The organism is Halomonas sp. HAL1 (assembly GCF_030544485.1).
GTDB lineage: Bacteria > Pseudomonadota > Gammaproteobacteria > Pseudomonadales > Halomonadaceae > Vreelandella > Vreelandella arctica.
The window spans coordinates 1,268,392-1,290,310 of the sequence record NZ_CP130610.1 but is presented as its reverse complement, the minus strand read 5'-3'; the positions used below and the strand labels follow the sequence as shown (position 1 = coordinate 1,290,310).

The following is a 21,919-nucleotide window of genomic DNA, read 5'->3' as shown; positions in this document are numbered from 1 at the left end:
CTTGGCCCGGACTAGCGCCGGGCCATTACTCAATGTTATTGGCCTTCGACGATGGATTTAGCTTGATCGTAGAGACCTGGACTCCATTCAGGGAAGGCTTCAGCAATGCCTGCAGCGCGCTCAGCAAACGCTGCACGATCTATATCGGAAATTATGGTCATTCCCTCGGCAGCTAGCTTCTCAATACCTGCTTCATAGCTGGCAATGGACGCTTCCGACATCCTGTCACACGCAGCACTAGATTCTTCTTGGAAAATCGCCTGATTGGCTTCAGATAGATTATTGTACCAAGAAGCGCTGACCGTCACTGGGACAATATCAGTCATGTGGTTGGTCTGAATGAAGAACTGAGTGTTCTCGTAGTGTTTTTGGTCAATCATGGCTGAAGGCGGTGCTTCGGCTGCGTCAATCACGCCTTGAGCAAGAGCGCTATAGACATCTGGCCAGGGCATTGGGGTAGCTGCGCCACCGAATACCAATCGAACCAACTCGGTATAAATTGTCACCGGCTGAACACGAATACTAAGGCCTTCGGAGTCGCTGGGGGAGTGTACTTCGACGTTACGCGTATAAAGATCGCGAACGCCAAAATGGGCGTAGCACATAACCTTTATATTATTTTCAGCAACCGTCGCTTCAAGATTTTTGATGAGATCGCTGGCCAATAAGCGCTTGGCACTTTCGAAGTCCGGATACAGGAAGGGGTAGAGTACGATCGAATAATCTGGTGCGTAATCGGCCAGCATGCCTATGCCCACTTGACCCATCAAGTCGGCCCCAAATGACATCTGCTCGGTTACTGAACCGTTTTCACCTAACTGTCCGCTCGGGAAGAGCTCAATCTTTACCTCGCCATTGGTACGCATATCTACGGTTTCTGCCATTTCTTCAGCAGCGATGTGTACGAAATGCTCCGGTGAGTTCATGTGTGCGAACCGAACAACCGATTGCGCATTAGCAGAAAGAGTAAAGCTGGCAGCAATCATGGTGATTGCTGAAGTCGTCAAAATTGTTTTTCTCATTGTGTTCTTCTCCGGTTTACATTAATGCTATTGTTGTTTTTTTATATATGATTCCTGTTTATCATATATGGCTAAATTCTGGTGGTCAAGCAATGACAAGGGAGAACAAAATGGCTTACCTAGAAGGGAAAATCGTCTTTATAACTGCAGCTGCGCAAGGCATAGGTCGTGCTTCGGTAGAGGCTTTTGCCAGTGCTGGAGCCCTAGTGGTTGCTACCGACATTAATGCGGCCAAGCTTTCTGAGCTGGAGGGAGTGGCGAATGTTACGACTCGCGTTCTCGACGTGTTATCTGATGATTCCGTCAAACGAGTGGTCGCTGACATCGGTCATATCGATATACTTTTTAACTGTGCCGGTGTTGTGCATGCCGGCACAGTATTGGAGATGAGTGATCAGGATATTGATTTTGCCCTTGAGCTAAACGTTAAGGCCCAGATTCGTACTATCAAAGCAATAATGCCCCAAATGCTGGAGCGCAAGGATGGCGCTATTATAAACATGGCGACCGTTGCCAGCTCTGTCAAAGGCGTGCCTAATCGAGCTGCTTATTCAATTTCTAAAGCCGCCGTTATTGGATTAACTAAATCTATCGCTTCCGACTTCACCAGCAGCAATGTCCGGGTAAATGCCATCTGCCCCGGCACTGTGGATTCTCCAAGTCTGCATGAGCGATGGGCCGCTACCGGTGACGTTGAAGCAGCCCGTCAAGCGTTTGCCGCTCGCCAGCCTATAGGCCGAATTGCACAGCCAGAAGAAATTGCGGATCTAGTGGTATACCTTGCTGGCGCCACCTATACGACCGGCCAAATCCATATTATCGACGGGGGTTGGACGGCTTAAGCATCCTGCCTCGGTAAAACCCAGGCTCATCTGAACCTGAAATGAGTGTAATACTCACTAAAGAAGGAATATCTAGTATGAAATTACTCCGTGTCGGTGCAAAAGGCGCCGAGAAGCCAGCTATTCTTGCCGCTGATGGCTCCCTTCGCGATCTCTCAAGCATCGTCAGTGACATTGGTGGTGATACACTTTCTTGTGCCGGGCTTGATAGGCTCCGTAATGCTGACATTGCCAGCCTCCCCGAGCTAGACCACGAGGAGCGCGTTGGTCCTTGCGTATCCAGCGTCGGAAAATTTATTTGCATCGGCCTCAACTACTCTGATCATGCTGCAGAAACTGGCGCACTTATTCCGGACGAGCCGATCATCTTCATGAAGGCTACCAGCGCTATTATTGGTCCGAACGATGATGTGGTTATTCCTAAGAATGCCATCAAGCCCGATTGGGAGGTTGAGCTTGGTGTTGTCATTGGTCAGGAAGCCCGTTATGTCGATGAAGCTGATGCCATGGAATATGTGGCTGGCTATTGTGTTGTCAATGACATCTCTGAGCGTCACTTCCAGATTGAGCGCGGCGGTACCTGGGACAAGGGTAAGGGCAGTGATACATTTGGTCCTATAGGTCCTTGGTTGGTGACTAAGGATGAAGTGGCCAATCCACAAGCGCTTGGCATGTGGCTCGAGGTTGATGGTAAGCGTTATCAGGACGGTTCGACTGAAACGATGATTTTCAGTGTCGCTAATGTAGTTTCCTATGTTAGCCAGTTCATGAGCCTGCAGCCCGGCGATATCATCTCCACCGGCACCCCGCCTGGTGTTGGGATGGGCGTCAAACCCGACCCAGTTTGGCTCAAATCTGGAAACGTTATGCGCCTGGGGATCGAAGGTCTCGGAGAACAGAGGCAAAATGTACGCAGCTACGGCGCATAGAAAAGCTGGCTAGTAGCAGGCCGGTCGCTTAGGGCCTGCTACGCTAACAGTACGTAATAAAACCATTGTTGGCTGTCCAAGTCACCGGTTCTTTACAACCCAAAGCGCCGACACGGCACAAGTGATAACTTGTCACCGATTGAGTATGAAAGGCGTTACCTTAAGAGCCTAACGGGTGTCTAGAATATCCGGGGCGATTCAACCATCTAACTCCAGGGCATGCTATCTTTATTGGAATTAGCCAGTTGAAACATCTTCTATAAGGATTGGGACCGGCTGGGCTGCGATAGAACGGCAAACAAGCTCAGTCATTGCTTCAGCTAATTGATTACTGCTCCATGTTCCCTCGGTAGAAAACCACTTCGGCACCCAGTTAACCGCACCAAAGATAGTAAAGATGGCTAGCTTCGGATCGCAAGGAACAATACTTCCATCAGCAATACCTTCACGAACAAGTTCTCGCAAGCCTGCTTCAAAACGGTCCCGTTTTTCGAAGATAACCTCACGCTGCTTGGGTATAAGTGCATGCTCTTCGGTGAGAACAACGCAACGATTAAGCTCGCTAAGTGTTTCGCTCAAATAGCCTCGAATAGTGGCCTTAAGTTTATCGTAACCTGTACCACCTGCTTTTATTGCAGACTCCAGGCTTTCAAAAGCCACTTCTAATACATGGTCAAACGCGGCGGCAAGCAGCGCCTGCTTATTGGGAAAGTAATAGTATAGAGCTGCCTTGGTAACGCCTAAGCTCTTACCAATATCCTCCATCGAAGTGGCATGAAAGCCTCTTTGATTAAATGCGGTTACTGCTTCACGCAATAAGGCTTCTCGCTTAGCTAAACGCAGTTCGTTCTTATCGAGAACGGAATTATTCCAAGTCGTCACAAGCCAAATTCCTATAGCGGTGTGCCCGTCACGGGCAATTTATACTGACCATTCAAACACTCAAATGGACAGTACAGGTAATTTATCAGGCCAATGTTAATTGCTAAGCTTATCTAAATACAGCTCCGTGAGAGTGCCGTCATAGGCTTCTGCCGCAAATGCTACAGTTTCCGACAACGTTGGATGAGGATGAATGGTTAAGGCTATTTCTGAGGGCTCTAAACCTAACTCGATAGCTAGTGCAGCTTCGGCAATCAACTCACCGGCATGAGCTCCCACAATTCCGGCACCAATAATTACGCCCGTATCTGGATCTACCAATAGCTTGCTCAAACCCTGCTCCGCACCAAATGTTCGTGCCCGTCCACTGGCTAACCAAGGGAAGCTAGCTTTTATATATTGTTTACCAGTTATACGGGCTTGCGTTTCGGTTAGTCCTACCCAGGCAACTTCGGGGTGGGTATAAGCAACTGATGGGATCACCTTCGCATCGTTAGCCACTCGGTATCCAGCAGCTACTTCTGCAGCCACCTTACCTTCATATGTCGCCTTGTGAGCAAGCATTGGGTTACCAACTACATCCCCAATGGCATATATATGCTTCACCGTTGTACGCTGAAATTCATCTACCTCAATAAAGCCTTCAGCATCAACTAAAAAACCAGCTTTTTCGGCATTCAAAGCGTTACCGTTTGGTGCCCGTCCTACGGCACAGAGTAACTTATCGTAGTAAGCGGGTTCTTGACTATTACTGAAGGTTACTCGCAAGCCTTGAGCTTCGGCCACAACGGCGGTTACTTCTGTTTTAGTTAGCACCGCCTCGTAACGTTTGCAAACCTCCGACTTCAGTGGTTTTACTAAATCACGGTCACAACCAGGTATTAGGCCATCAGTACGCTCAACAATAGTGACTTGACTACCAAGCGAAGAGTAAATCTCAGCCATTTCAAGTCCGATGATTCCGCCACCCAGAACTAATAAACGCTTGGGTATATCTTCCAAATCTAAAGCTGATGTCGAATCCATAATTCGCGGGTCGGATGGCAGCATAGACAGCCGTACGGGATGTGACCCCGCTGCAATGATAGCCTGCTCGAATAATATTCGTTGATTCCCCTCTGGCCCTGTTAACCTCAGCTCATGTGAACCGGCGAACTGCCCTTCTCCTTGGAGTACTTTCACATTCCTTTGCCGCGCGAGGCCAGCTAAGCCATGTGTAAGTTTATCTACCACTGAGTCTTTCCAACTACGCAATTTGGTAAGCTCTATCCTCGGTTCACTGAAACTAATCCCATGATCTGAAATCTCTCGCGCTTGCTTCAAAACAAGGGCAGCATGCAGCAGCGTTTTTGAAGGAATACACCCTACATTCAAACATACCCCACCCAAGTAGGGGTCGCGCTCCACTAGCACAACGTTTAAACCCAAATCGGCAGCCCGGAAGGCCGCCGTGTATCCTCCAGGGCCGCCACCAAGCACCAATAGCCCGGCATGTACAGTTTTTTCCATGGTTTCCTCTTTAGCCTAAATAAGCGTTAGTTAACCCAGCGCCTTTAAGCTGCTCGGCTGTACCCGACTGCATCAGCACCCCTTGTCTAAGAACATGTCCATAATCTGCCACTTTGAGAGCAAGGGTAGCCATCTGTTCGCTAATCAAAACCACTCGTTCACCCTCCGCAGCATAGCGGCGAATAAAATCATAAATCTGGGTGATTACGATGGGAGCCAACCCTAGGGAAGGCTCATCCAGCAACACTAGCGTAGGCTTGTGAAGCGTCGCCATAGATAAAATTAGCATCTGTTGTTGGCCACCACTCAACGTGCCAGCTTTAGCGCGACGCCGCTCATGAAGGATTGGAAAATTTGAATAGACTTGCTCTTGAGCAGCTTTAAAGTTTCCCTTAGGTTTACGGAAGTGCCATGCAGTAATAAGATTTTCTTCCACTGTATGTTGATGAAAGATTCGCCGACCCTCTAGCGCATGAGCGATCCCTAGACGCGCCCGTTCATGAGGTCCGATTTTTGCTAAATCATTACCGTCTAGCATAACTTTCCCCTGTTCGGGGGCTACCAAGCCAGAAATGGATTTAAGCAATGAGGATTTTCCCGCGCCATTCGCACCGATTAATGCAGTAATGACGCCACGCTGCGCAGTTAAACTAACTGATTTCACCGCATCAATAGCACCATAGCTTACAGACAGATTTTGCAGCTCAAGCATGGTTTTCCTCCTTACCCAAGTATGCTTCTACGACAGCAAGATCAGCCCGCATACCGGCCATATCACCTCGATAAATCTCCTGACCAGCGTCGAAAGTAATTACTTCATCTACCAGTTGTTCCAAAAAGTCCATATGATGGTCGATCAATATGATTCCTACGCCATGAGCTTTAGCTAAACGTATCATTGCAATCAGCCGCTCTGACTCTTGCTCAGAGAGACCAGCGGCAGGTTCATCTAACATAAGTAGCTCTGGGTCACTGGCAAGTGCTCGGGCCACTTCTACCAACCGCTGTATGCCATATGGCAAACTGCCTACTGCATCGTCAGCATGCTGCAATAGATCAGCTTCTTGCATAAGCGCTTGTACTCGGCCCAAGAATTTAGTCTCTTCCCTTGCAGCGGCACGGCTATTGATAGAGGCAGCAAAAGCACCATGTTTGTATAATCTATGCGCCCCCATAAGAATGTTCTCACGCACAGTTAAACTCGGCACATTACGAGGATCTTGAAATGTGCGCGTAACCCCCAGGCTAGCTACTTTGTGGGTTGGCCATCCGCTGACTGTCTGGCCTTTAAAACGTACCGTACCTGCACTGGGCTTATATATCCCACTGATCACGTTGACCAAGGTACTTTTACCAGAGCCATTAGGCCCCACTAGACCAGTAATAGTGCCTGGAAATACCTGTAGACTTACATCATTTAAAGCCCTTAAGCCTGAGAATTCCATGACGACACTCTGCACCTCCACCAGCGCCCCACCATCAACACTTCTCCTGCTCATGAGCGTCTCTGCTTGTGAGATGTTTGCAGAAAGTTGATCATGCTTGCTGTAGCGGGTATGGGTACCTAACAAGCCCGCAATACCACGCGGCAATAATATAAAGGAAAAGACTAAGATCAGGCCGTAAACGATAAATTGATAATCATTAAATGCTTGCAACTGCTGTGGCAAATAGGTGAACAAAGTTGCACCCAAGATTGGCCCTATAAGCGAGCCGAGTCCACCTACGATGGCCATCACTAGTATTTCTACCGAACGCATTAGGGTAAAACTTTCTGGGGTTAAATAGCCTACCATATAAGCGTAAAACCCAGCAGCAATGCCGGCAATCGCTCCACTCAGCATATAGGCAAAGCGTTTTGTACCACCTTGAGAAATACCGAGGCTACTGGCAGCAAGTTCGCTAACGTGAATGGCATAGAATGCACGCCCATAATAGCTCTTCACAAAGTTACGCAGCATGAACATTAATGCCAGCAAACTTAACAGCATAATCCGGAAATACCACTCCATGGTAACTTGCCAGCCGAACAACTCTAAAGTATTGAGATTAGGCGAAGGTATGCCACGTGTACCCATGACACCTCCCGTTATTCCGCGCCAATCTCGGAGCAGTTCATAGACAATCAAACCAAACGCCAGCGACATCATCGCTAGATAAAACTCCCGTACCCGACCAGAGGGAATGGCAAGTAGATAACCCACCATGCCAGACACAATTACAGTAAAGACAATAGCCAATGGAAAGGGAACGCCATAATCCTTGAGCAGGATAGCCGCTACATAAGAACCAATGGCAAGAAACCCTGCATGTCCAAGGGATATTTGCCCCGCTATGCCGGTTAATAGATTGATGCTTTGTGCAAGCATGATATTGATAATTAAAAAGCACCACATCTGTACTGTGCCCTGATCAACAAATCCTGCGGCCACTGCCGCGACGGTGCAAAGCCCCCCGACAAACCAGGGGTTACTAATCACCCGACCAATAATGTGTAGGGGGTTCATACTTTCACCATTTCCTTCTTGCCCAATAGACCTTGAGGCCGAACTGCCAGAACAGCCACCAACAGCACAAAAGCAACCATATGCGCTGCTGCAGGGGAGTAATATCCAGCAATAAGCTTCTCAAGCACACCCAACATTAGCCCCGCGATCAGTGCGCCAGAAGCACTACCCATTCCACCTACTACCGCTGTAATAAAGGCGAGAATGAGAAGTTGTAAGCCAAAACCTGGGTCTACCGTGCCGGAGATTTGACTAACCAAAATTCCGGCTATACCAGCCAACAATCCGCTGAAAAAGAATGAGTAAAGAACAACTTTTCGCACCGGAATACCCATTAGGGAGGCAAGGTCAGGGTCGTGAGCAACGGCACGTACGCCATAACCCCACGTTGAAAAGCGTAGAAAAAGCTCCATCAAACCAACTATCATTATGCTGATGACAAATACAGCTATATATTGAAGGGACACCCAGGCGCCGAATATTTCGACTGAGGCTGAACTGCTGAACAGGACATCAGGGAAAGCTACTGCTTGGGTACCGAAGGCGACACTCGCTACCCCTTGTAGAAAAATACCCACACCAAGCGTCGAAACCACCCATCCCATGCTGCCTTTTACTTTAAGGAGCGGACGAATAGCGACAATTTCAGTAATGATCAACACCGTACCAGCTACCGCCATTGCAATAAGAAGAGCTAATAGCATCGGCAGGCCAGCACCGATCATTACAGCAGTAAGCATCGCCGCAATCATAAGCACTGAACCCTGTCCAAAGTTCAGCACCCTTGTTGTCCAGAATGTTAAATTCAGTCCCAATGCTATCAGCGAATATACTGCCCCAACACTAAGCCCGGACAGTACCATTTGCAGGAAGAAGTCCATAATTAGGTGCTCGCTTACGAGGTAAATTCAGCGAGCCCATCAAGGGCTCGCCAGGAGACAAGAAGTAACGTTATAGGTTACTTACCGGAACTAAGGGATAACTGTCGCCTTCCTGCACGTACTCAAACACCTCAACCCCATCAGCCTCGATTGCATGGTGGCGATCATTGGCAAAGCTATAAACCGCGTTAACGCCTTCGTAGTCTTGAATAGACTCAATAGCCGCAATGATGTCGTTCGGGACAGTGGATTCTGCTAGGCGAATGCCTTCAAACAGAATATTGGCTGCGTCATACCCGTTAGCAACGGAAATCGCCATAAAAAGTTGCGGATTTTCCTCGTCGTTTCCCCACCAGCGGTCAACGCCATACTCTGCTTTATACGCGTCAACAAACTCTTGGGTAGCTTCTCGCATAGGCCTCTGGCCAAAGGCAGAAATCATTGTGCCCTGGACACCTTCAACGAGATCACCAGCGCCATCCTGAAAAGGCTGCCCCAAAGCACCGTTGGTGGCGATGAGTGGCACATCAACATTTAATCGCTCCATAGTTCTGCGCAACACCGCCAAGTCGCGTCCAAGTCCGATGGCCGCAATCACATCCACGTCGGCTCGGTTCATACGTGCCACTTGAGCGGTCATATCTTGCGCCCCTTGGTTATAACTGTCGGCGGCCACGGGGGCGTTACCACCTGCTGCGGTCATGGCTTCGGAAAGATAATCCAGGCCAGTCACTCCATAGGCAGTACTTTCATGTACTACGCCTACCCGTTCAAAATTATCGGACAAATGCTGGCCCATAGCCGTAGCTTCGACATCATTTTGCAAAGCAAAGGAAAAGACGTTTGGTCTCGGCGTGGTCCCTGTACCGTTTGGATAGGTCACCATTGGCGTTTGTGCAATAGGGTTCATATATGGTCGTCCATCAGCCTCAGCCATATCGATGACAGCCAAGGTGGGGCCACTGCCTGCAGGCCCAATGATGCCAATGATTTCTTCGTTATCAAAAATTCGTCGGATGTTCTGAACGGCACGATCTGGGTTCAATTGGTCATCAAGCAACATATCCAGCTCAATTTCTTTACCGTTGATCCCCCCCTTTTCATTCCACTGCTTAATAGCCAGTTCAACAGCGCGGCGATTTCCCTCCCCAAATTCGTTGTAAGGGCCGGTCAAGGCCGAGGTCATACCTATCTTAATGGTATCTGACTCAGCTATCGCAGGGGATGCTAAAATAGCGGCTACACACAGCCCTAAAGTAGTCTTAGCCAAAAAAGAAGCTGTTTTTTGTTGACGTTTCATGGAGATACTCCTAGCTTTTGTTTGTCGTTATCATCATGCGTTGTAAGTGAAGTCTTCAGGAGATAGTGTTGAGTTGTTATTATTGGATTGTTTTAAATGCACTAAGCACATCATTAAGCTTCGCCTGTGGTAATGTTTCAGCGAAGCGTTCCAGATACTCGTAGGCTTGCTCTGGGACACCGGTTTCAACCCCAATGCGGCGAATTAATGTCGAGACCTGAGATCGGTCATAGCTATATTCGGTATGGTCAACTAAGCACTCTTGCACTAGAGCCTGATCCTTTCCCTCAACCTCTGCCTCAATACAGCAAGACAACAAATCATAGGCAGGGTCGGCAATGGGCTGGATGCATGGCATCAACGCCATGACTGCAGAATCAGAGAAATCGCTCATACGCTCAACGCTAGGCTCGCCATAAAGCAGGGTTGTAGCCACACAGAACTGGATACTCATCAAAGTACCCGAAAGTGAACTAAAAGGACCGATATTGTCCATACCGGCATACCCAACACAGGTGGGGTTCATCCGGATACGCACCGCTTGTGGTTGAGCCCCGTCTAACTGTTTATGCATAGCAAGCGCTGCAATTACCGGTGTTTGGTTCAAAGCACAAACCGGGTAAGGTTTAAAGGTTACTTTAGATATTGACCACTCTTTTCCAAGCTGAGCAACCAATGCCGACACATCGCACTCTTCTCCTACGTAAGTACGTACGAAACCACTACGTCCTTCAAAAGCGGCGTGTGCCGATATGGAACCCGCCTCAGCTAGTGTTGCCGCCGCAAGTCCATTACGCGCGGCAATACCTACTTGATAACGCCACTCGTCTGTGCCATCGCCAAACGACTGAAGAATGCCGCCTGTGAATGAGGCAGCGTTGCTTAATGCTGCCGCCGTTTGCTCAACCTTCAAATCTCGCATTTTTGCTACTGCTGCGGCCGCTGCAATCGTGCCATATAGGGGAGAAGCACGCAGACCTTTAGCCGTTGTTTTGGCAGAGTAGGCGGTTTCCAATAAGCCGCCCACCTCATAACCTGCAATTAAAGCTGGCAACAATTGTTCTACAGAGCCTTCATTGTTTTCCATCATGGCGGTTAGTAGAGGCAGCAGCACCGCACCAAAATGCGCTACTCCGCAGGTATCCTCCTGAGCACGTCCATGAAACAAAGCTGCATTGGCCAGCGCCGCCCCAGCCACGGTGCTCTTATGACCACTTGCCAACAGCGTTGAACCAAGCTCGCGTTCTCCATCCATCGCCAGTACAGCTTGTGCAGCTACTGGAAAAAAAGGCGTTGTATGCGAACCTAAGGCTATTCCATAACCGTTAAGTACACAGGTACGGGCTTTTTCGACCACCTCTTCAGGTAACGTTTCCAATTTCAATTCACAAACAAATTCTGCCAACCGCATCGCTAGACTCATGTTGCTTACCTCTATCCTGTCTGCTTTGGGTGAGAAGAAACGAAACTCGGTCGCGCATACATCTCTCGCAGCTCGCGCTTCAATATCTTCCCCGATGGGTTACGTGGTAAGCCCTCACTGATCAGCAACTGTTTAGGCACCTTAAAATTCGCCAGATGACCACGGCAGTGCTGTTCAAGCTGGGAATAACTAAGCGTTTTCCCTTCGCGGAGAACCACAACAGCGACCAACCGTTCCCCCCACTGCTCATCCGGCAGACCGACAACCGCCGCTTCTGCAACTTGAGGCAATAAATAGATCACGTTTTCAACTTCTGAAGAGGCAACATTTTCCGCCCCAGTGAGAATCATGTCTTTACGCCGATCAGTTACAAAAAGGAAACCATCACCGTCCAAATGTCCGATATCGCCAGTACGAAACCATTCGCCAAAAAAGCTTTCTGCCGTTTTTACAGGATCATTCCAATAGCCACGGGTAACCTTCGGGCCACACAGGCAAATTTCACCATCCGTATTGGGAGGTAATGGATGGCCTTGCTCATCGCAGATACGTATCTCCACATGGGCAAGGGCACGTCCCGTCGATCCGATTTTCTCTATCTCCATGCCTGGCGGCATCAACGTGTCACCGCTACAGCTTTCGGTTAGTCCGTAACCATCGATATAACGAGCCGATGTAAAAACGCGAGTAAAATCACGAATGCGGCTCTCAGGGGTTTTTTCGCCACCACCAATGCACCAACGCAAGCTGCTCAAATCGAAACGCTCAGGGCTTTCAAAAGAAAGGATTTGGTTGAGCATGACCGGCGCGGTCCAGGCACACGAAAGTTGATGTTGTTCTATGCTGGCCAGCGCGTCCTCAGCAATGAATTCACGCTGCAAACATATAGTTCCGCCACGCCAAAGCACCGCCACCCCCGGCAAATCGAAGGCCCCTACATGGTACAAAGGGCCTACTGTTAGCAATTTATCTTCAGCCGTTAGATTCAGCGCAATAACATGATCCATGCACTTCCAATAGAAGTTTTCGTAGCTGTGCATTACGCCCTTGGGTCGGGCCGTAGTGCCTGATGTATACATAAGCCTAAATAGCTGATCACTACGCCGTGGCACTGCGTCCGGTAAAGGCAAGTCTGGGCTTGAAAGACGACGGCTATCATGCTGAGACATCGTATCAACCACTACCACGTGCTGGTCAATTTCACAGACGGAAGTTAACTCTTCATCTATAAACAACAACTTGGCACCAGCATCTTTCAAAATGTGGGCAAGTTCGTTCGCTGCAAGCCGAAAGTTAACCGGTAAAAAAACTGCGCCCAAATAACTAGTAGCAAAGGCAACTTCTAAGAAAGCTGGGCTGTTTTTCATAAACACAGCCACTATATCGTCCTCTCCAATGCCACGTTGCTTTAGCAGGGCAGCTAGCCGCCGGATTCGTTGATCGAAAGCGTTATAGCTCACCCTCTCTTCGCCATAGATAATCGCGGTATGCTCCGGCCTTTGCCGCGCATGGAACGCGATGAAAGCGCTCAAATTCACCACGGACACTCTCCTTTTTGTTATTGGTCTCAATAACGTACTTGCTAGCAGCTACTCAGAGACGATTAGTAAGACTTCGGCATACCTAGGTTATGGGTAGCAATGAAGTTCAGTATCATCTCTTCCGAAACAGGGGCGAATTTAAACAACCTAGCGTCGCGCCATAATCGCTCAACATGATATTCCCGGGCATAACCCATTCCTCCCATCGTTTGCATGCTGCGCTCAATAGCATGCATGGCCGCTCTTGCTGCAACCAGCTTGGCCATGTTTGCTTCGCTTCCATAAGCCTGATTAAGATCGCACAAAGAAGCAGCACGTAAATTCATGATCCGTGCACACTCAAGTTCAGCGTGGGATTCTGCCAAGGGAAACTGAATGCCCTGGTACGCAGTAACAGGGCGATTACGAAATACTTTGCGCTCATTCCCATACTCTACTGCTAACCGAGTGGCCAATTTACCAGCACCGATCAAACCGGCTGTAGTGACAATGCGCTCGGTATTCAGTACCTGTAGAAGCTCACGCCAACCACTATGCAGCGTTCCTATCAATTCATGGGGCTCTATACGTACATCATCAAAAAACACTGAACTGGCGCTTAAGGTATGCGTCCCTAACTTATCAATAGGTGTGTGGCTAAGCCCTTCTCGATCAGTGTCGATCAGGAACATCGAGATACCTTGGGTAGGTTTTTCAACGTCTTCAAGCTTACGGGTACGACATACCACCAGCATTTTGCCAGCACTACTCACACCTGTTATCCATATTTTTTGACCGCGCAACCGCCACCCATCGCCATCTTCCTTAGCGAAGCTCTTCATATCCAGCGTATTAGAGCCAGAGTCTGGCTCAGTGAGAGCCATGCAAAAATTAAGTTCTCCGTTAGCCAGTTTGGGCAGCAAATTGGCTTTCATTTCATCTGTACCAAACTGTTCAATTGGCACTCCACCAAAGATCGGGTTGATCATAAACAGTTGCCCAAGGGTACTACCCGCCCCGCCTTCTGCTAGAGCTTCAACAATCAGAGCCATTTCAAGCATGCCTAGGCCCGCACCACCGTGTTCCTCTGGTAGCAGTACTGCGGCAAGCCCTGTATCACAAATAGCCTGCCAGCACTCATGTGGAAAATTCTTAGCTTTATCTTGAGCTTCCCAATACTCCAGACCAAAGTCCTGACCAACTTTGGTAGCGGTATCAACAATCATTTGTTGTTCTTTAGTTAGTTCGAAATCCATTTTTTAACCTCTTAGGGCAGCGACGCGGGGGCGTAGCAATTGATAGGGCTGCTGCAAGGCGTCAACGATGCGATTTAGAAAAGCCAGCGCGCCAGCCCCATCGTGCAACCGATGATCGGCAGCTAGCACTAGTCCCATTTCTTTATGCAGAGCGGGCTGTCCCTGCGCATCGGGGCGGAATAGTTCACGTATACTCCCAACTCCTAAAATGGCTGACTGGGGAGGATTTATAATAGGAGTCATATAACTCACGTTGAACATGCCCCCATTTGATACGGTAATTGCTCCTCCTTGCATGTCGTCATGACTTAAAGAATTAGTCTGAACTCGATCTTGTAAAGCTCGGGCTTTAATAGCGATGTCGTCTAGAGCCATGCCTTCCATATGCTTAAGTACAGGCGCGAATAGACCACGTTCAGTACTCACCGCCATCCCCACATCAATATGTTCAAACTGAACGATGTCATTATTAATAAAGCTTCTGTTTTGCTCAGGTGTGCGCTCGAGCGCTCGTACCACCGCAGCCACGACTAAGTGGTTTAAGCTAAGTTTCTCGAAACCTTCTTGTTGATTAAGCATATTCCGTAGCGTTAGCAGCTCAGTGATTTCAGCCTCAGCCGCTAAATAAAAATGCGGTACCTGCTGCTTTGAATCCACCATGCGACGAGCCATCGCCTGCATATGAGCAGAGGCGTTAATGGTTTGGCTCTCACGAGGTGCCAAGCTTGGGACCTCCGCACTTTCAGCGGGAGATTGTTGTGAATGTTGCTGATGAACTGCAGCACGTACATCGCTCGCTTTTACTCGAACAGTTCCGCCACTTGGTTGAACTTGCTCAAGGTCTAGGCCGTGTTCACGTGCAAGTCGTCGCGCCAGCGGTGTAGCAATTATCCGGCGTCTAGATGGTGGCTCCCCTGCAGGAGAAAGCGATTCGGGCTTGGAGGATGAAGGTGAAGCTTGGCTCACCTGCCCATCGTCACTTTCCAGCCCAACTTCACTTTCTTGCAATGGCTCTTCGCTATCGTTGGAGCTCTGCCCTGGCCCGGTCCAATGCCCAACTACTGTCCCAACGGGCACCGTTTCCCCCTCTTGCACTAAAATCTCGAGCAGTTCACCTTCTGCTTCTGCGGTTACTTCTGTGGCCACTTTATCGGTTTCAACCACAAATAAGAGATCGCCCGGACGCACGCTATCACCTGGCGAGATAGACCATTCTGAGAGGGTTCCCTCAGTCATGGTCAACCCTAGCTTTGGCATAAGCAGTTCATTCACATTGCTCATATGCTTTAGCGTCCTTTAAAGTTTGCTTTGCGCTTTTCCAGGAATGCTGCCATTCCTTCCTGGGCATCCTGGGTATCAAAGGCCAAACCAATCAGAGCTTGCTCATGAGCTAATGCCGCTTCCATCGGCATATTAATGCCGTCACGTAAAGCACGCTTCATTAGTTTGAGAATCAGAGGAGATTTTTCCGCTATCTGTGCTGCTAAACTCATAGCTTCATTCATTAGCTCTGCATGTGGCACAACTCGGTTGACGAGCCCGATACGGAGTGCTTCTTCAGCCTTGAATCGTCGCCCACTAAACATCAGCTCCTTGGCGATGCAGGGGGGCACTTGACGGATTAAACGCTGGGTACCTCCAGCACCGGGGAAAACACCAAGACCGATTTCTGGCAGTGCCAAATCAGCGCTATCTGCAAGTAGACGTATGTCCAAACTCAGTAATAGTTCCGTACCACCGCCCAGGGCATAGCCATTTACCGCAGCAATAGTCGGCTTGTCAGATGCCTCAAAACGGCGAAACACACGGTGGATATCCTCAGCGAATTCCTGATAATGGGTTATCCCATCGCGACTGATCATTTCCGCAAGGTCACCCCCCGCAACAAACGCCTTATCACCTGCCCCGGTGAAAACAATGACCCTCACTTCCGAATCTTTTTCCAAGGCAATAAACGCTCTCTCAAGTTCCAGTAATACTTGGGTACTCAACGCGTTGTGAACTTTAGGACGATTAATGGTGAGCAGACCCACGTGTCCACTCACTTCACTTATTATGACGTTCTCACTCATGTCAGTTTCTCCTAGGCGCATAGCTTGTGTACCGCTGCCATTACGGCCGCTGCATCAGGTTGGTATGCTTTTTCAAGGCTGGGTGCGAAAGGCACCGGAACAAAGGGGGCCGCCACACGTAAAATTGGGGCATCTAATTCATCAAAACCAATATCCCCAATGCGCGCCGCGATTTCCGCACCTACTCCGAATGCCTCAACCGCCTCATGTACGATTAGCAGCCGATGGGTTCGCATTAAAGACGCCAGCACAGCTGCCTCGTCCCAAGGTTGGATACTGCGTAAATCCAGCACCTCGATCTCCAGCCCCTGCTCGGCCAACTGGGATGCTGCCTTCTCGACGGTATGCACAGCCGCCCCATAGCACACAACCGTGGCATCTTTACCTGTACGTACTAATCGCGCTTTACCCAACGGAATTATTTCCCTCGGTTCAGGCAATTCCCCCTTCATGGCGTAAAGTGCCTTATTTTCAACAAAAATCACTGGGTCTGGGTCTGCGATTGCCGATCTCAGCAGCCCGTAGGCATCCGCCGGGTTGCTTGGACAGACCACCTTTAGACCTGGTACATGGGCAAACCAGGCTTCTAAACATTGCGAATGCTGTGGACCGGCACTAATTCCACCGCCATGCGGAGTACGCACCACCATAGGCACCGATGCCTGTCCACCGAACATATAGCGTGCCTTAGCGGCCTGGTTAACTAACGCATCCATGGTCAATGTCATAAAATCCATGAACATTATTTCGAGCACCGGCTTAAGACCTGATAGTGCGGCACCAACGGCAGCATTAGCTAACGCTGCTTCAGAAATTGGCGTATCACGAACACGGTCTCCAAACTGCTCGTATAAACCCCGAGTTGCTCCGAATGGACCACCTGCCGTTGCGATATCTTCGCCGAATAAAAACACCGCAGGATCTTGCTCTAAGGCGTCGGCCAGTGCCAAATTCACCGCCTTTCCGAATCTCACTTCCGCCATCATGCAGCTCCTATCTGTGTGTATACGTCTGCACGACCGGCCTCAAAATCTGGCGCTGTTCCTTGGCGAGCAGCTTCTACAGCCTTATCTACGCGGGCTTCTATCTCCTCGCGTATACGCACAAGCTCTTCTTCATGGACCCCACTTTTAGCTAGCTTTGGCTCAAGCAGGACCAATGGGTCATGGTCACTCAGTCCTGAGAGTTCATCAGCACTGCGGTACTTTTGTGGGTCGCCCTCGTAATGGCCCCGAAAACGGTGAGTGGTGAACTCCAGCACCTGTGGTCCCTTACCCGTACGCGCTGCTTTTACAGCTCGCTCAGTGGCTTTGGCGACTGCCTGTACATCTCGTCCATCGGCTTTTTCGTAGGTAATACCAAAAGCCTTGGCAAGTTTGTCCAGCGAAGCAACGAACTGCTTTGACGTAGGCGAAAATTCTGCCCAACCGTTATTTTCGCAGACGAATAACAGCGGCAAATTCCACAATGCCGCCATATTTAAACTTTCATGCAATGTACCCTCGGCCATAGCACCGTCGCCGAAAAAAGCCACGGCCACCGCATCTACACCACGTACTTGGTGCGCCAAAGCACTGCCAAGAGCAATGGGTATACTGGCCCCCACAATGGCATTCGCGCCCAGCATACCAATGGAAAGATCTGCCACATGCATAGAACCGCCGCGTCCATGGCACATCCCTTCTTCGCGCGCCATCAACTCCATAAAAAAGCGACCTAAGTCGACGCCCTTGGCTAAGGCATGGCCATGTCCACGATGTGTTGAAGCTAACGTATCCTCAGGTCGCAGAACGCTGCCTACCCCGGTAGCGATAGCTTCCTGTCCAATGCTCAGATGGATAAAGCCTGGAACCTCGCCATCTGCAAACAGCCGACCAAGTCGAAGTTCCACTTGACGAATCAAGTACATACCTTCGTAGAGTTCTAATAGCTCAGCATTCTTCCTCATCGTCATACTACATTCCTCAACTCGGCTTCATCGGTGGGGGTATTCATTTATTAAACTTATAGTTATTAATTCTACCGACTGGTTAGTAGAAATCTGGACTATCAAACTTCATCTGTCAAATGAAAAAATATCCATTTGTTTGCAAGCTACCTTTTTTGACTTTAAACAGTCCCTGATAAAGAAAAACTGCTGGAAGCAGTTTCTCTAAAAGAGGCCACATCTCGGTGGGTTACATCACCATGCCAACTCAAGAATTTCCAAAATATCTTCAGGACTTTTAATCTGGCGCGGGTTACTACGAACCATCATGTTTTGCATGCCCCCTTGGGCGATTGCCTCAAAATGCGCTCGCTTAACCGACACATCTTGTAACGTTTCAGGAAGACCTAAATCCCTGATCAGCTCTGCCACTAGATCTGCAGCGAGCGCCTCTGGGTGACCCAATGCGTCGCTAATTAATTGCTGCTGATCAGCATTTACTGCGTGGTTATAACGCAGCACACTAGGCAGCATCACACACGAGCAGTGGCCATGAGGCACACCGGCTACCGTCCCTAATTGATGGCCAATGCCGTGGCTCGCACCCCAGTCCACCCGGCCAAGCCCAGTGGATGCCAACCAAACGCCAAGTTGGCTATTAAGACGCGCTTCAAGGTCATCTGGGCGGTCGCGGTTAATTCGTAGCGATGCGTTGAGCATACGTAAGCCATAAAGGCAGGTGGCATCGGTAAAGGGCTGAGATTGGCGCGAACAAATCGTTTCTACAGCATGGTCTACCGCTCGCACTCCGGTGGACAACCATAGCCAATCCGGGGTATGTATGGTTAAAGCAGGGTCTAGAATCACTGCCTGGCCGCCAATCTCGCTCCCTATATAAAGATCTTTAACTTGGCGAATTGGATCGCTGGCACCGCCAATTTTGCTAAACTCGGCCCCCGAAAGGGTGGTGGGAACAATTATTTGACGCAATGGTGGGCTCGCCACCTCAGGTATTACTTTGCTGCCATCCTCATTAACACGTACCCGGTAGTCGTCCAGTTGATCAGCACGATACAGGTCTTGGGCTAGGCAAATTAACAGCACCTTAACGGTATCTATCGGTGTTCCGCCGCCCACAGTGACAATTAGATCGGGATCAGCTGCTCGCACTTTAGCTGCCGCCTTAAGCACACTATCCCTGGGAACATGTGCTACACATTCATCGAATAGACCGACAAAACGTTCTCCCAATGCATGACGAATGTGTTTAATTTCCTCGGTATTGCGGTTCAAAGTTTTACTTGAGACCACGAACACCCGTTGTGCTCCTAAACGCTCGGCCTGCTCCAGCACTGCTTGGGCCGCTGGCACACCAAATACCACGCGATCCTGAGCCAAAAACTCATACTGTCCTGATAATGACATTGCAACATCCTCTTATTGTTAGTTTCTTTATTAGCTAGTAGTAATATATATTCACGCTGCCAAATGAAATGCATAACCGCCGCAACCTCTCCTCCCTAGCGTTTGTAATTCGCAACGCTTGAACAACATTTAACAAATAGTTAGTTTATTTACCAGTGAGTATGTAAAAATAATTTACCACCCAGTGTTAATGCTCCCAGGTAAGCACTGTCTGCACTTTAAGCCCTTGATTAGGGTTAACTGACCTGCAAAAAGCGCATCTAACATGCACTGCATTGAAAGACACTTATTAGTACGAGGAGACAAAGTGAATAGATCAGCGGCTACCCAACTGTTTACTCCCCTAAGTCTGGGAGGCGTTGAAACAACCAACCGGATTGTTATTTCGCCTATGTGCCAGTACTCAGCAATTGAGGGAATGGTCAATGATTGGCATTTAGTGCAGTTAGGACGCTACGCCTTGGGAGGGGCGGGTATGGTGTTCGCCGAAGCCAGTGCAGTTACTCGCGATGGAAGGATTACCCATGGAGACCTTGGCATTTGGTCGGATCGGCATATACCGGGCTTGCGCAGGCTGGCAACATTTTTAAGCCAACAAGGTTCCATCCCAGCCATACAGCTAGCCCATGCAGGGCGCAAAGGGAGTGCTGCCCGTCCTTGGGAAGGCGGTGCTCCGCTCAGTGCTAGCAATTACGCTCCAGGCGAGCCGCCTTGGCCCACGTTATCCTCAGGAGACATGCCATTGGCAGACCAAGATTCGCCCCCTTCAACACTCACTATTGCTGAAATGAAGGCGTTAAAAAGTGACTACGTAAAGGCCGCAAAGCGAGCACTGTCGGCAGGTTTTAAGGTTATTGAACTTCACTGTGGACACGGATATTTACTGCATCAGTTTCTTTCACCGCTGAGTAATAACCGCCAGGATACCTATGGCGGCAGCCTAACTAACCGCTGCCGCTATCCTTTAGAAATTGTCGGGGCACTGCGCGTAAGCCTGCCAGAACATACAGCCCTTCTGGTACGCATATCTGCGGTGGATGGACAAGTAGATGGATGGAACTTACAAGACAGCATTCACTTTGGCTGCCGTCTTAAAGAGGTAGGAGTAGATATGATTGACTGCTCCAGCGGTGGGATAGCGGGATCAGCCACTACAACTGGCATCACCCGTGGGTACGGATTTCAGGTGCCATTTGCTGAAGCTATTCGTCAAGCAGTGGAAATTCCCACTATGGCTGTTGGCCTAATTGTGGAGGCAGTTCAGGCAGAAGAAGTACTTCAACGGGACCAAGCCGATCTAATAGCGATTGCCCGGGAAGCACTCGTTAACCCCCACTGGGCACTACATGCGGACAACAGCTGAATCCACAAGCAGGCTTCGAACGCTGGCCCCAACAGGTACGCAGTTGGCTTGCCAACCGCGCCCGCACCCTGCAAAGGCTTAGCAAATAATTTTCAGCAGCTACCTAAACAATCCGGCCAACCCCCATAACAGCGTATAGACATCATATGCAATACTTGGCAACTTGGCTGCCTGCTCCTGCAGACCATACGAAGCCTCGATGCCTGTCATCACTGTCTCAAAAGCACCTATGTACCTTATGGCTTCCGCTTAAGCATTCGATACTGGATAGGCGAAGTGACCAGCTATCCATGTGACGTAGGTGAAATGGCGCTAGCGTATGCCATTGAAAATAAAGTAGAAGCCGCCTACCGACGAGGCGATATTGTTGAAAAACGCAGAGCAATGATGCAAGAGTGGGCAGATTACATTGCTTGAAAAACTTAAGCGGCTACAAAAATATTTAGGCTGAAAGTCAGCTTTTAAATAAAAAACGCCACCATTGCTGGTAGCGCCTAAGGAATCGTTTCTCTATCATTTTTAAAATGAGTAAAAACCGGTCAGGCAGGACATTTCTGGAGAGGATGCATTAGGCAAAGCTGCGGCTGAGCCTTTGCTTGGAAGCGCTACGCTCTGACCATCGCTTGTTACAGCAACAATGCTATTCGCTTTTCTTAGGGCCTCCCAGCTATAGAGAAACCAATCAGCACCAACATGCGAATCGGTTTCATAGGGAGTAGAGACCTCTTCACCATCGATTATTAGATTAAAATCACCTTGGCTATCAATACCGTAGGTATTATCACCAACAGTTAGATTCATACTAACAGCCCGATCAGGACTACAAGCAATATAAAGTCTTGCTGTCCCATCAGCACTCACTGCCGAGTATTCAGAAATGCCTTGTCCCCATTCGCTAGACCAAGTGCCAGGCTCGTCAAAATAGGCTGAGACCGTAGTAGGTAGAGCTAATACGCCCACTGAGCATGATAGCGCCAAAGCAGTTGCCAACTTCATAAAAATTCCCTTATTTAGCTTTTTAAATGCTGCAATGACTACTATCGACCTGAATAAAATTTAAT

General features: G+C 49.2%; 20 protein-coding genes. 4 read left to right on the top strand and 16 right to left on the bottom strand.

The window, feature by feature from the left end; translation table 11 throughout:
- Positions 1 to 35 precede the first annotated feature (35 nt).
- The gene (locus Q3Y66_RS06145) at positions 36 to 1,022 is read right to left on the bottom strand and encodes a TRAP transporter substrate-binding protein (RefSeq protein WP_008957278.1); all 987 of its coding nucleotides are present in this window, start codon (positions 1,020 to 1,022) and stop codon (positions 36 to 38) included.
- A gap of 110 nt (positions 1,023 to 1,132) precedes the next feature.
- On the opposite strand from Q3Y66_RS06145, the gene Q3Y66_RS06140 reads away from it, so the two are divergent.
- Together Q3Y66_RS06140 and Q3Y66_RS06135 are read left to right on the top strand one after the other, a co-directional pair.
- Positions 1,133 to 1,864 (top strand): SDR family oxidoreductase, encoded by a 732-nt coding sequence (locus Q3Y66_RS06140; RefSeq protein WP_008957279.1) that lies wholly within the window; start codon positions 1,133 to 1,135, stop codon positions 1,862 to 1,864.
- A gap of 77 nt (positions 1,865 to 1,941) precedes the next feature.
- Complete coding sequence (locus Q3Y66_RS06135) at positions 1,942 to 2,793, top strand: fumarylacetoacetate hydrolase family protein (RefSeq protein ID WP_008957280.1); 852 nt, start codon at positions 1,942 to 1,944, stop codon at positions 2,791 to 2,793.
- A gap of 237 nt (positions 2,794 to 3,030) precedes the next feature.
- Here the strand turns inward: Q3Y66_RS06135 and Q3Y66_RS06130 are convergent, their stop codons facing one another.
- From Q3Y66_RS06130 to Q3Y66_RS06065, 14 genes are all read right to left on the bottom strand, one after another.
- Positions 3,031 to 3,675: a TetR/AcrR family transcriptional regulator gene (locus Q3Y66_RS06130; protein ID WP_008957281.1), complete on the bottom strand. Its 645-nt coding sequence runs from the start codon at positions 3,673 to 3,675 to the stop codon at positions 3,031 to 3,033.
- A gap of 96 nt (positions 3,676 to 3,771) precedes the next feature.
- On the bottom strand, positions 3,772 to 5,184 hold the full coding sequence (lpdA, locus tag Q3Y66_RS06125; protein WP_008957282.1) for a dihydrolipoyl dehydrogenase: 1,413 nt from the start codon (positions 5,182 to 5,184) through the stop codon (positions 3,772 to 3,774).
- A 10-nt stretch (positions 5,185 to 5,194) separates the two neighbouring features.
- Complete coding sequence (locus Q3Y66_RS06120; RefSeq protein ID WP_008957283.1) at positions 5,195 to 5,896, bottom strand: ABC transporter ATP-binding protein; 702 nt, start codon at positions 5,894 to 5,896, stop codon at positions 5,195 to 5,197.
- Positions 5,889 to 7,691, bottom strand: coding sequence for an ATP-binding cassette domain-containing protein (locus tag Q3Y66_RS06115; protein ID WP_008957284.1), 1,803 nt, complete (start codon positions 7,689 to 7,691; stop codon positions 5,889 to 5,891). Before Q3Y66_RS06115 ends, Q3Y66_RS06120 begins: the two co-directional genes overlap by 8 nt.
- The gene (locus tag Q3Y66_RS06110) at positions 7,688 to 8,572 is read right to left on the bottom strand and encodes a branched-chain amino acid ABC transporter permease (protein WP_008957285.1); all 885 of its coding nucleotides are present in this window, start codon (positions 8,570 to 8,572) and stop codon (positions 7,688 to 7,690) included. Before Q3Y66_RS06110 ends, Q3Y66_RS06115 begins: the two co-directional genes overlap by 4 nt.
- Before the next feature lie 70 nt (positions 8,573 to 8,642).
- Complete coding sequence (locus Q3Y66_RS06105; RefSeq protein ID WP_008957286.1) at positions 8,643 to 9,872, bottom strand: ABC transporter substrate-binding protein; 1,230 nt, start codon at positions 9,870 to 9,872, stop codon at positions 8,643 to 8,645.
- 79 nt (positions 9,873 to 9,951) lie between these two features.
- The gene (locus Q3Y66_RS06100) at positions 9,952 to 11,295 is read right to left on the bottom strand and encodes an MmgE/PrpD family protein (protein WP_050805294.1); all 1,344 of its coding nucleotides are present in this window, start codon (positions 11,293 to 11,295) and stop codon (positions 9,952 to 9,954) included.
- Between the two features lie 11 nt (positions 11,296 to 11,306).
- A complete protein-coding gene (locus tag Q3Y66_RS06095) occupies positions 11,307 to 12,836 on the bottom strand; it encodes an AMP-binding protein (protein ID WP_008957288.1) in 1,530 nt (509 codons plus the stop codon).
- A gap of 62 nt (positions 12,837 to 12,898) precedes the next feature.
- Positions 12,899 to 14,071 (bottom strand): acyl-CoA dehydrogenase family protein, encoded by a 1,173-nt coding sequence (locus tag Q3Y66_RS06090; RefSeq protein ID WP_008957289.1) that lies wholly within the window; start codon positions 14,069 to 14,071, stop codon positions 12,899 to 12,901.
- A gap of 3 nt (positions 14,072 to 14,074) precedes the next feature.
- Positions 14,075 to 15,352 carry a dihydrolipoamide acetyltransferase family protein gene (locus Q3Y66_RS06085; protein WP_008957290.1) on the bottom strand — a complete coding sequence of 426 codons (1,278 nt, stop codon included), beginning with the start codon at positions 15,350 to 15,352 and terminating at the stop codon, positions 14,075 to 14,077.
- 5 nt (positions 15,353 to 15,357) lie between these two features.
- The gene (locus Q3Y66_RS06080; protein ID WP_008957291.1) at positions 15,358 to 16,143 is read right to left on the bottom strand and encodes an enoyl-CoA hydratase/isomerase family protein; all 786 of its coding nucleotides are present in this window, start codon (positions 16,141 to 16,143) and stop codon (positions 15,358 to 15,360) included.
- Between the two features lie 11 nt (positions 16,144 to 16,154).
- Positions 16,155 to 17,129 (bottom strand): alpha-ketoacid dehydrogenase subunit beta, encoded by a 975-nt coding sequence (locus Q3Y66_RS06075; protein WP_303319540.1) that lies wholly within the window; start codon positions 17,127 to 17,129, stop codon positions 16,155 to 16,157.
- Positions 17,126 to 18,097: a thiamine pyrophosphate-dependent dehydrogenase E1 component subunit alpha gene (locus Q3Y66_RS06070; RefSeq protein ID WP_008957293.1), complete on the bottom strand. Its 972-nt coding sequence runs from the start codon at positions 18,095 to 18,097 to the stop codon at positions 17,126 to 17,128. Before Q3Y66_RS06070 ends, Q3Y66_RS06075 begins: the two co-directional genes overlap by 4 nt.
- A 228-nt stretch (positions 18,098 to 18,325) precedes the next feature.
- Positions 18,326 to 19,495, bottom strand: a complete 1,170-nt coding sequence (locus Q3Y66_RS06065) for an iron-containing alcohol dehydrogenase (protein WP_008957294.1) — start codon at positions 19,493 to 19,495, stop codon at positions 18,326 to 18,328.
- Between the two features lie 307 nt (positions 19,496 to 19,802).
- Here Q3Y66_RS06065 and Q3Y66_RS06060 point away from each other — a divergent pair, with 307 nt between their 5' ends.
- Together Q3Y66_RS06060 and Q3Y66_RS06055 are read left to right on the top strand one after the other, a co-directional pair.
- A complete protein-coding gene (locus tag Q3Y66_RS06060) occupies positions 19,803 to 20,858 on the top strand; it encodes an NADH:flavin oxidoreductase/NADH oxidase (protein WP_161598800.1) in 1,056 nt (351 codons plus the stop codon).
- 276 nt (positions 20,859 to 21,134) lie between these two features.
- Complete coding sequence (locus tag Q3Y66_RS06055) at positions 21,135 to 21,275, top strand: hypothetical protein (protein WP_238528481.1); 141 nt, start codon at positions 21,135 to 21,137, stop codon at positions 21,273 to 21,275.
- Between the two features lie 102 nt (positions 21,276 to 21,377).
- Here Q3Y66_RS06055 and Q3Y66_RS06050 read toward each other — a convergent pair whose 3' ends face one another.
- Complete coding sequence (locus Q3Y66_RS06050; protein ID WP_035586580.1) at positions 21,378 to 21,854, bottom strand: hypothetical protein; 477 nt, start codon at positions 21,852 to 21,854, stop codon at positions 21,378 to 21,380.
- Positions 21,855 to 21,919: the final 65 nt, after the last annotated feature.

Coding starts and splice junctions, on each gene's coding strand:
- Q3Y66_RS06145 (WP_008957278.1), bottom strand. CDS start 1,022: ATGAGAAAAACAATTTTGACGACTTCAGCAATCACCATGATTGCTGCC.
- Q3Y66_RS06140 (WP_008957279.1), top strand. CDS start 1,133: ATGGCTTACCTAGAAGGGAAAATCGTCTTTATAACTGCAGCTGCGCAA.
- Q3Y66_RS06135 (WP_008957280.1), top strand. CDS start 1,942: ATGAAATTACTCCGTGTCGGTGCAAAAGGCGCCGAGAAGCCAGCTATT.
- lpdA (WP_008957282.1), bottom strand. CDS start 5,184: ATGGAAAAAACTGTACATGCCGGGCTATTGGTGCTTGGTGGCGGCCCT.
- Q3Y66_RS06120 (WP_008957283.1), bottom strand. CDS start 5,896: ATGCTTGAGCTGCAAAATCTGTCTGTAAGCTATGGTGCTATTGATGCG.
- Q3Y66_RS06115 (WP_008957284.1), bottom strand. CDS start 7,691: ATGAACCCCCTACACATTATTGGTCGGGTGATTAGTAACCCCTGGTTT.
- Q3Y66_RS06110 (WP_008957285.1), bottom strand. CDS start 8,572: ATGGACTTCTTCCTGCAAATGGTACTGTCCGGGCTTAGTGTTGGGGCA.
- Q3Y66_RS06105 (WP_008957286.1), bottom strand. CDS start 9,872: ATGAAACGTCAACAAAAAACAGCTTCTTTTTTGGCTAAGACTACTTTA.
- Q3Y66_RS06100 (WP_050805294.1), bottom strand. CDS start 11,295: ATGAGTCTAGCGATGCGGTTGGCAGAATTTGTTTGTGAATTGAAATTG.
- Q3Y66_RS06090 (WP_008957289.1), bottom strand. CDS start 14,071: ATGGATTTCGAACTAACTAAAGAACAACAAATGATTGTTGATACCGCT.
- Q3Y66_RS06085 (WP_008957290.1), bottom strand. CDS start 15,352: ATGAGCAATGTGAATGAACTGCTTATGCCAAAGCTAGGGTTGACCATG.
- Q3Y66_RS06080 (WP_008957291.1), bottom strand. CDS start 16,143: ATGAGTGAGAACGTCATAATAAGTGAAGTGAGTGGACACGTGGGTCTG.
- Q3Y66_RS06075 (WP_303319540.1), bottom strand. CDS start 17,129: ATGATGGCGGAAGTGAGATTCGGAAAGGCGGTGAATTTGGCACTGGCC.
- Q3Y66_RS06070 (WP_008957293.1), bottom strand. CDS start 18,097: ATGACGATGAGGAAGAATGCTGAGCTATTAGAACTCTACGAAGGTATG.
- Q3Y66_RS06065 (WP_008957294.1), bottom strand. CDS start 19,495: ATGTCATTATCAGGACAGTATGAGTTTTTGGCTCAGGATCGCGTGGTA.
- Q3Y66_RS06050 (WP_035586580.1), bottom strand. CDS start 21,854: ATGAAGTTGGCAACTGCTTTGGCGCTATCATGCTCAGTGGGCGTATTA.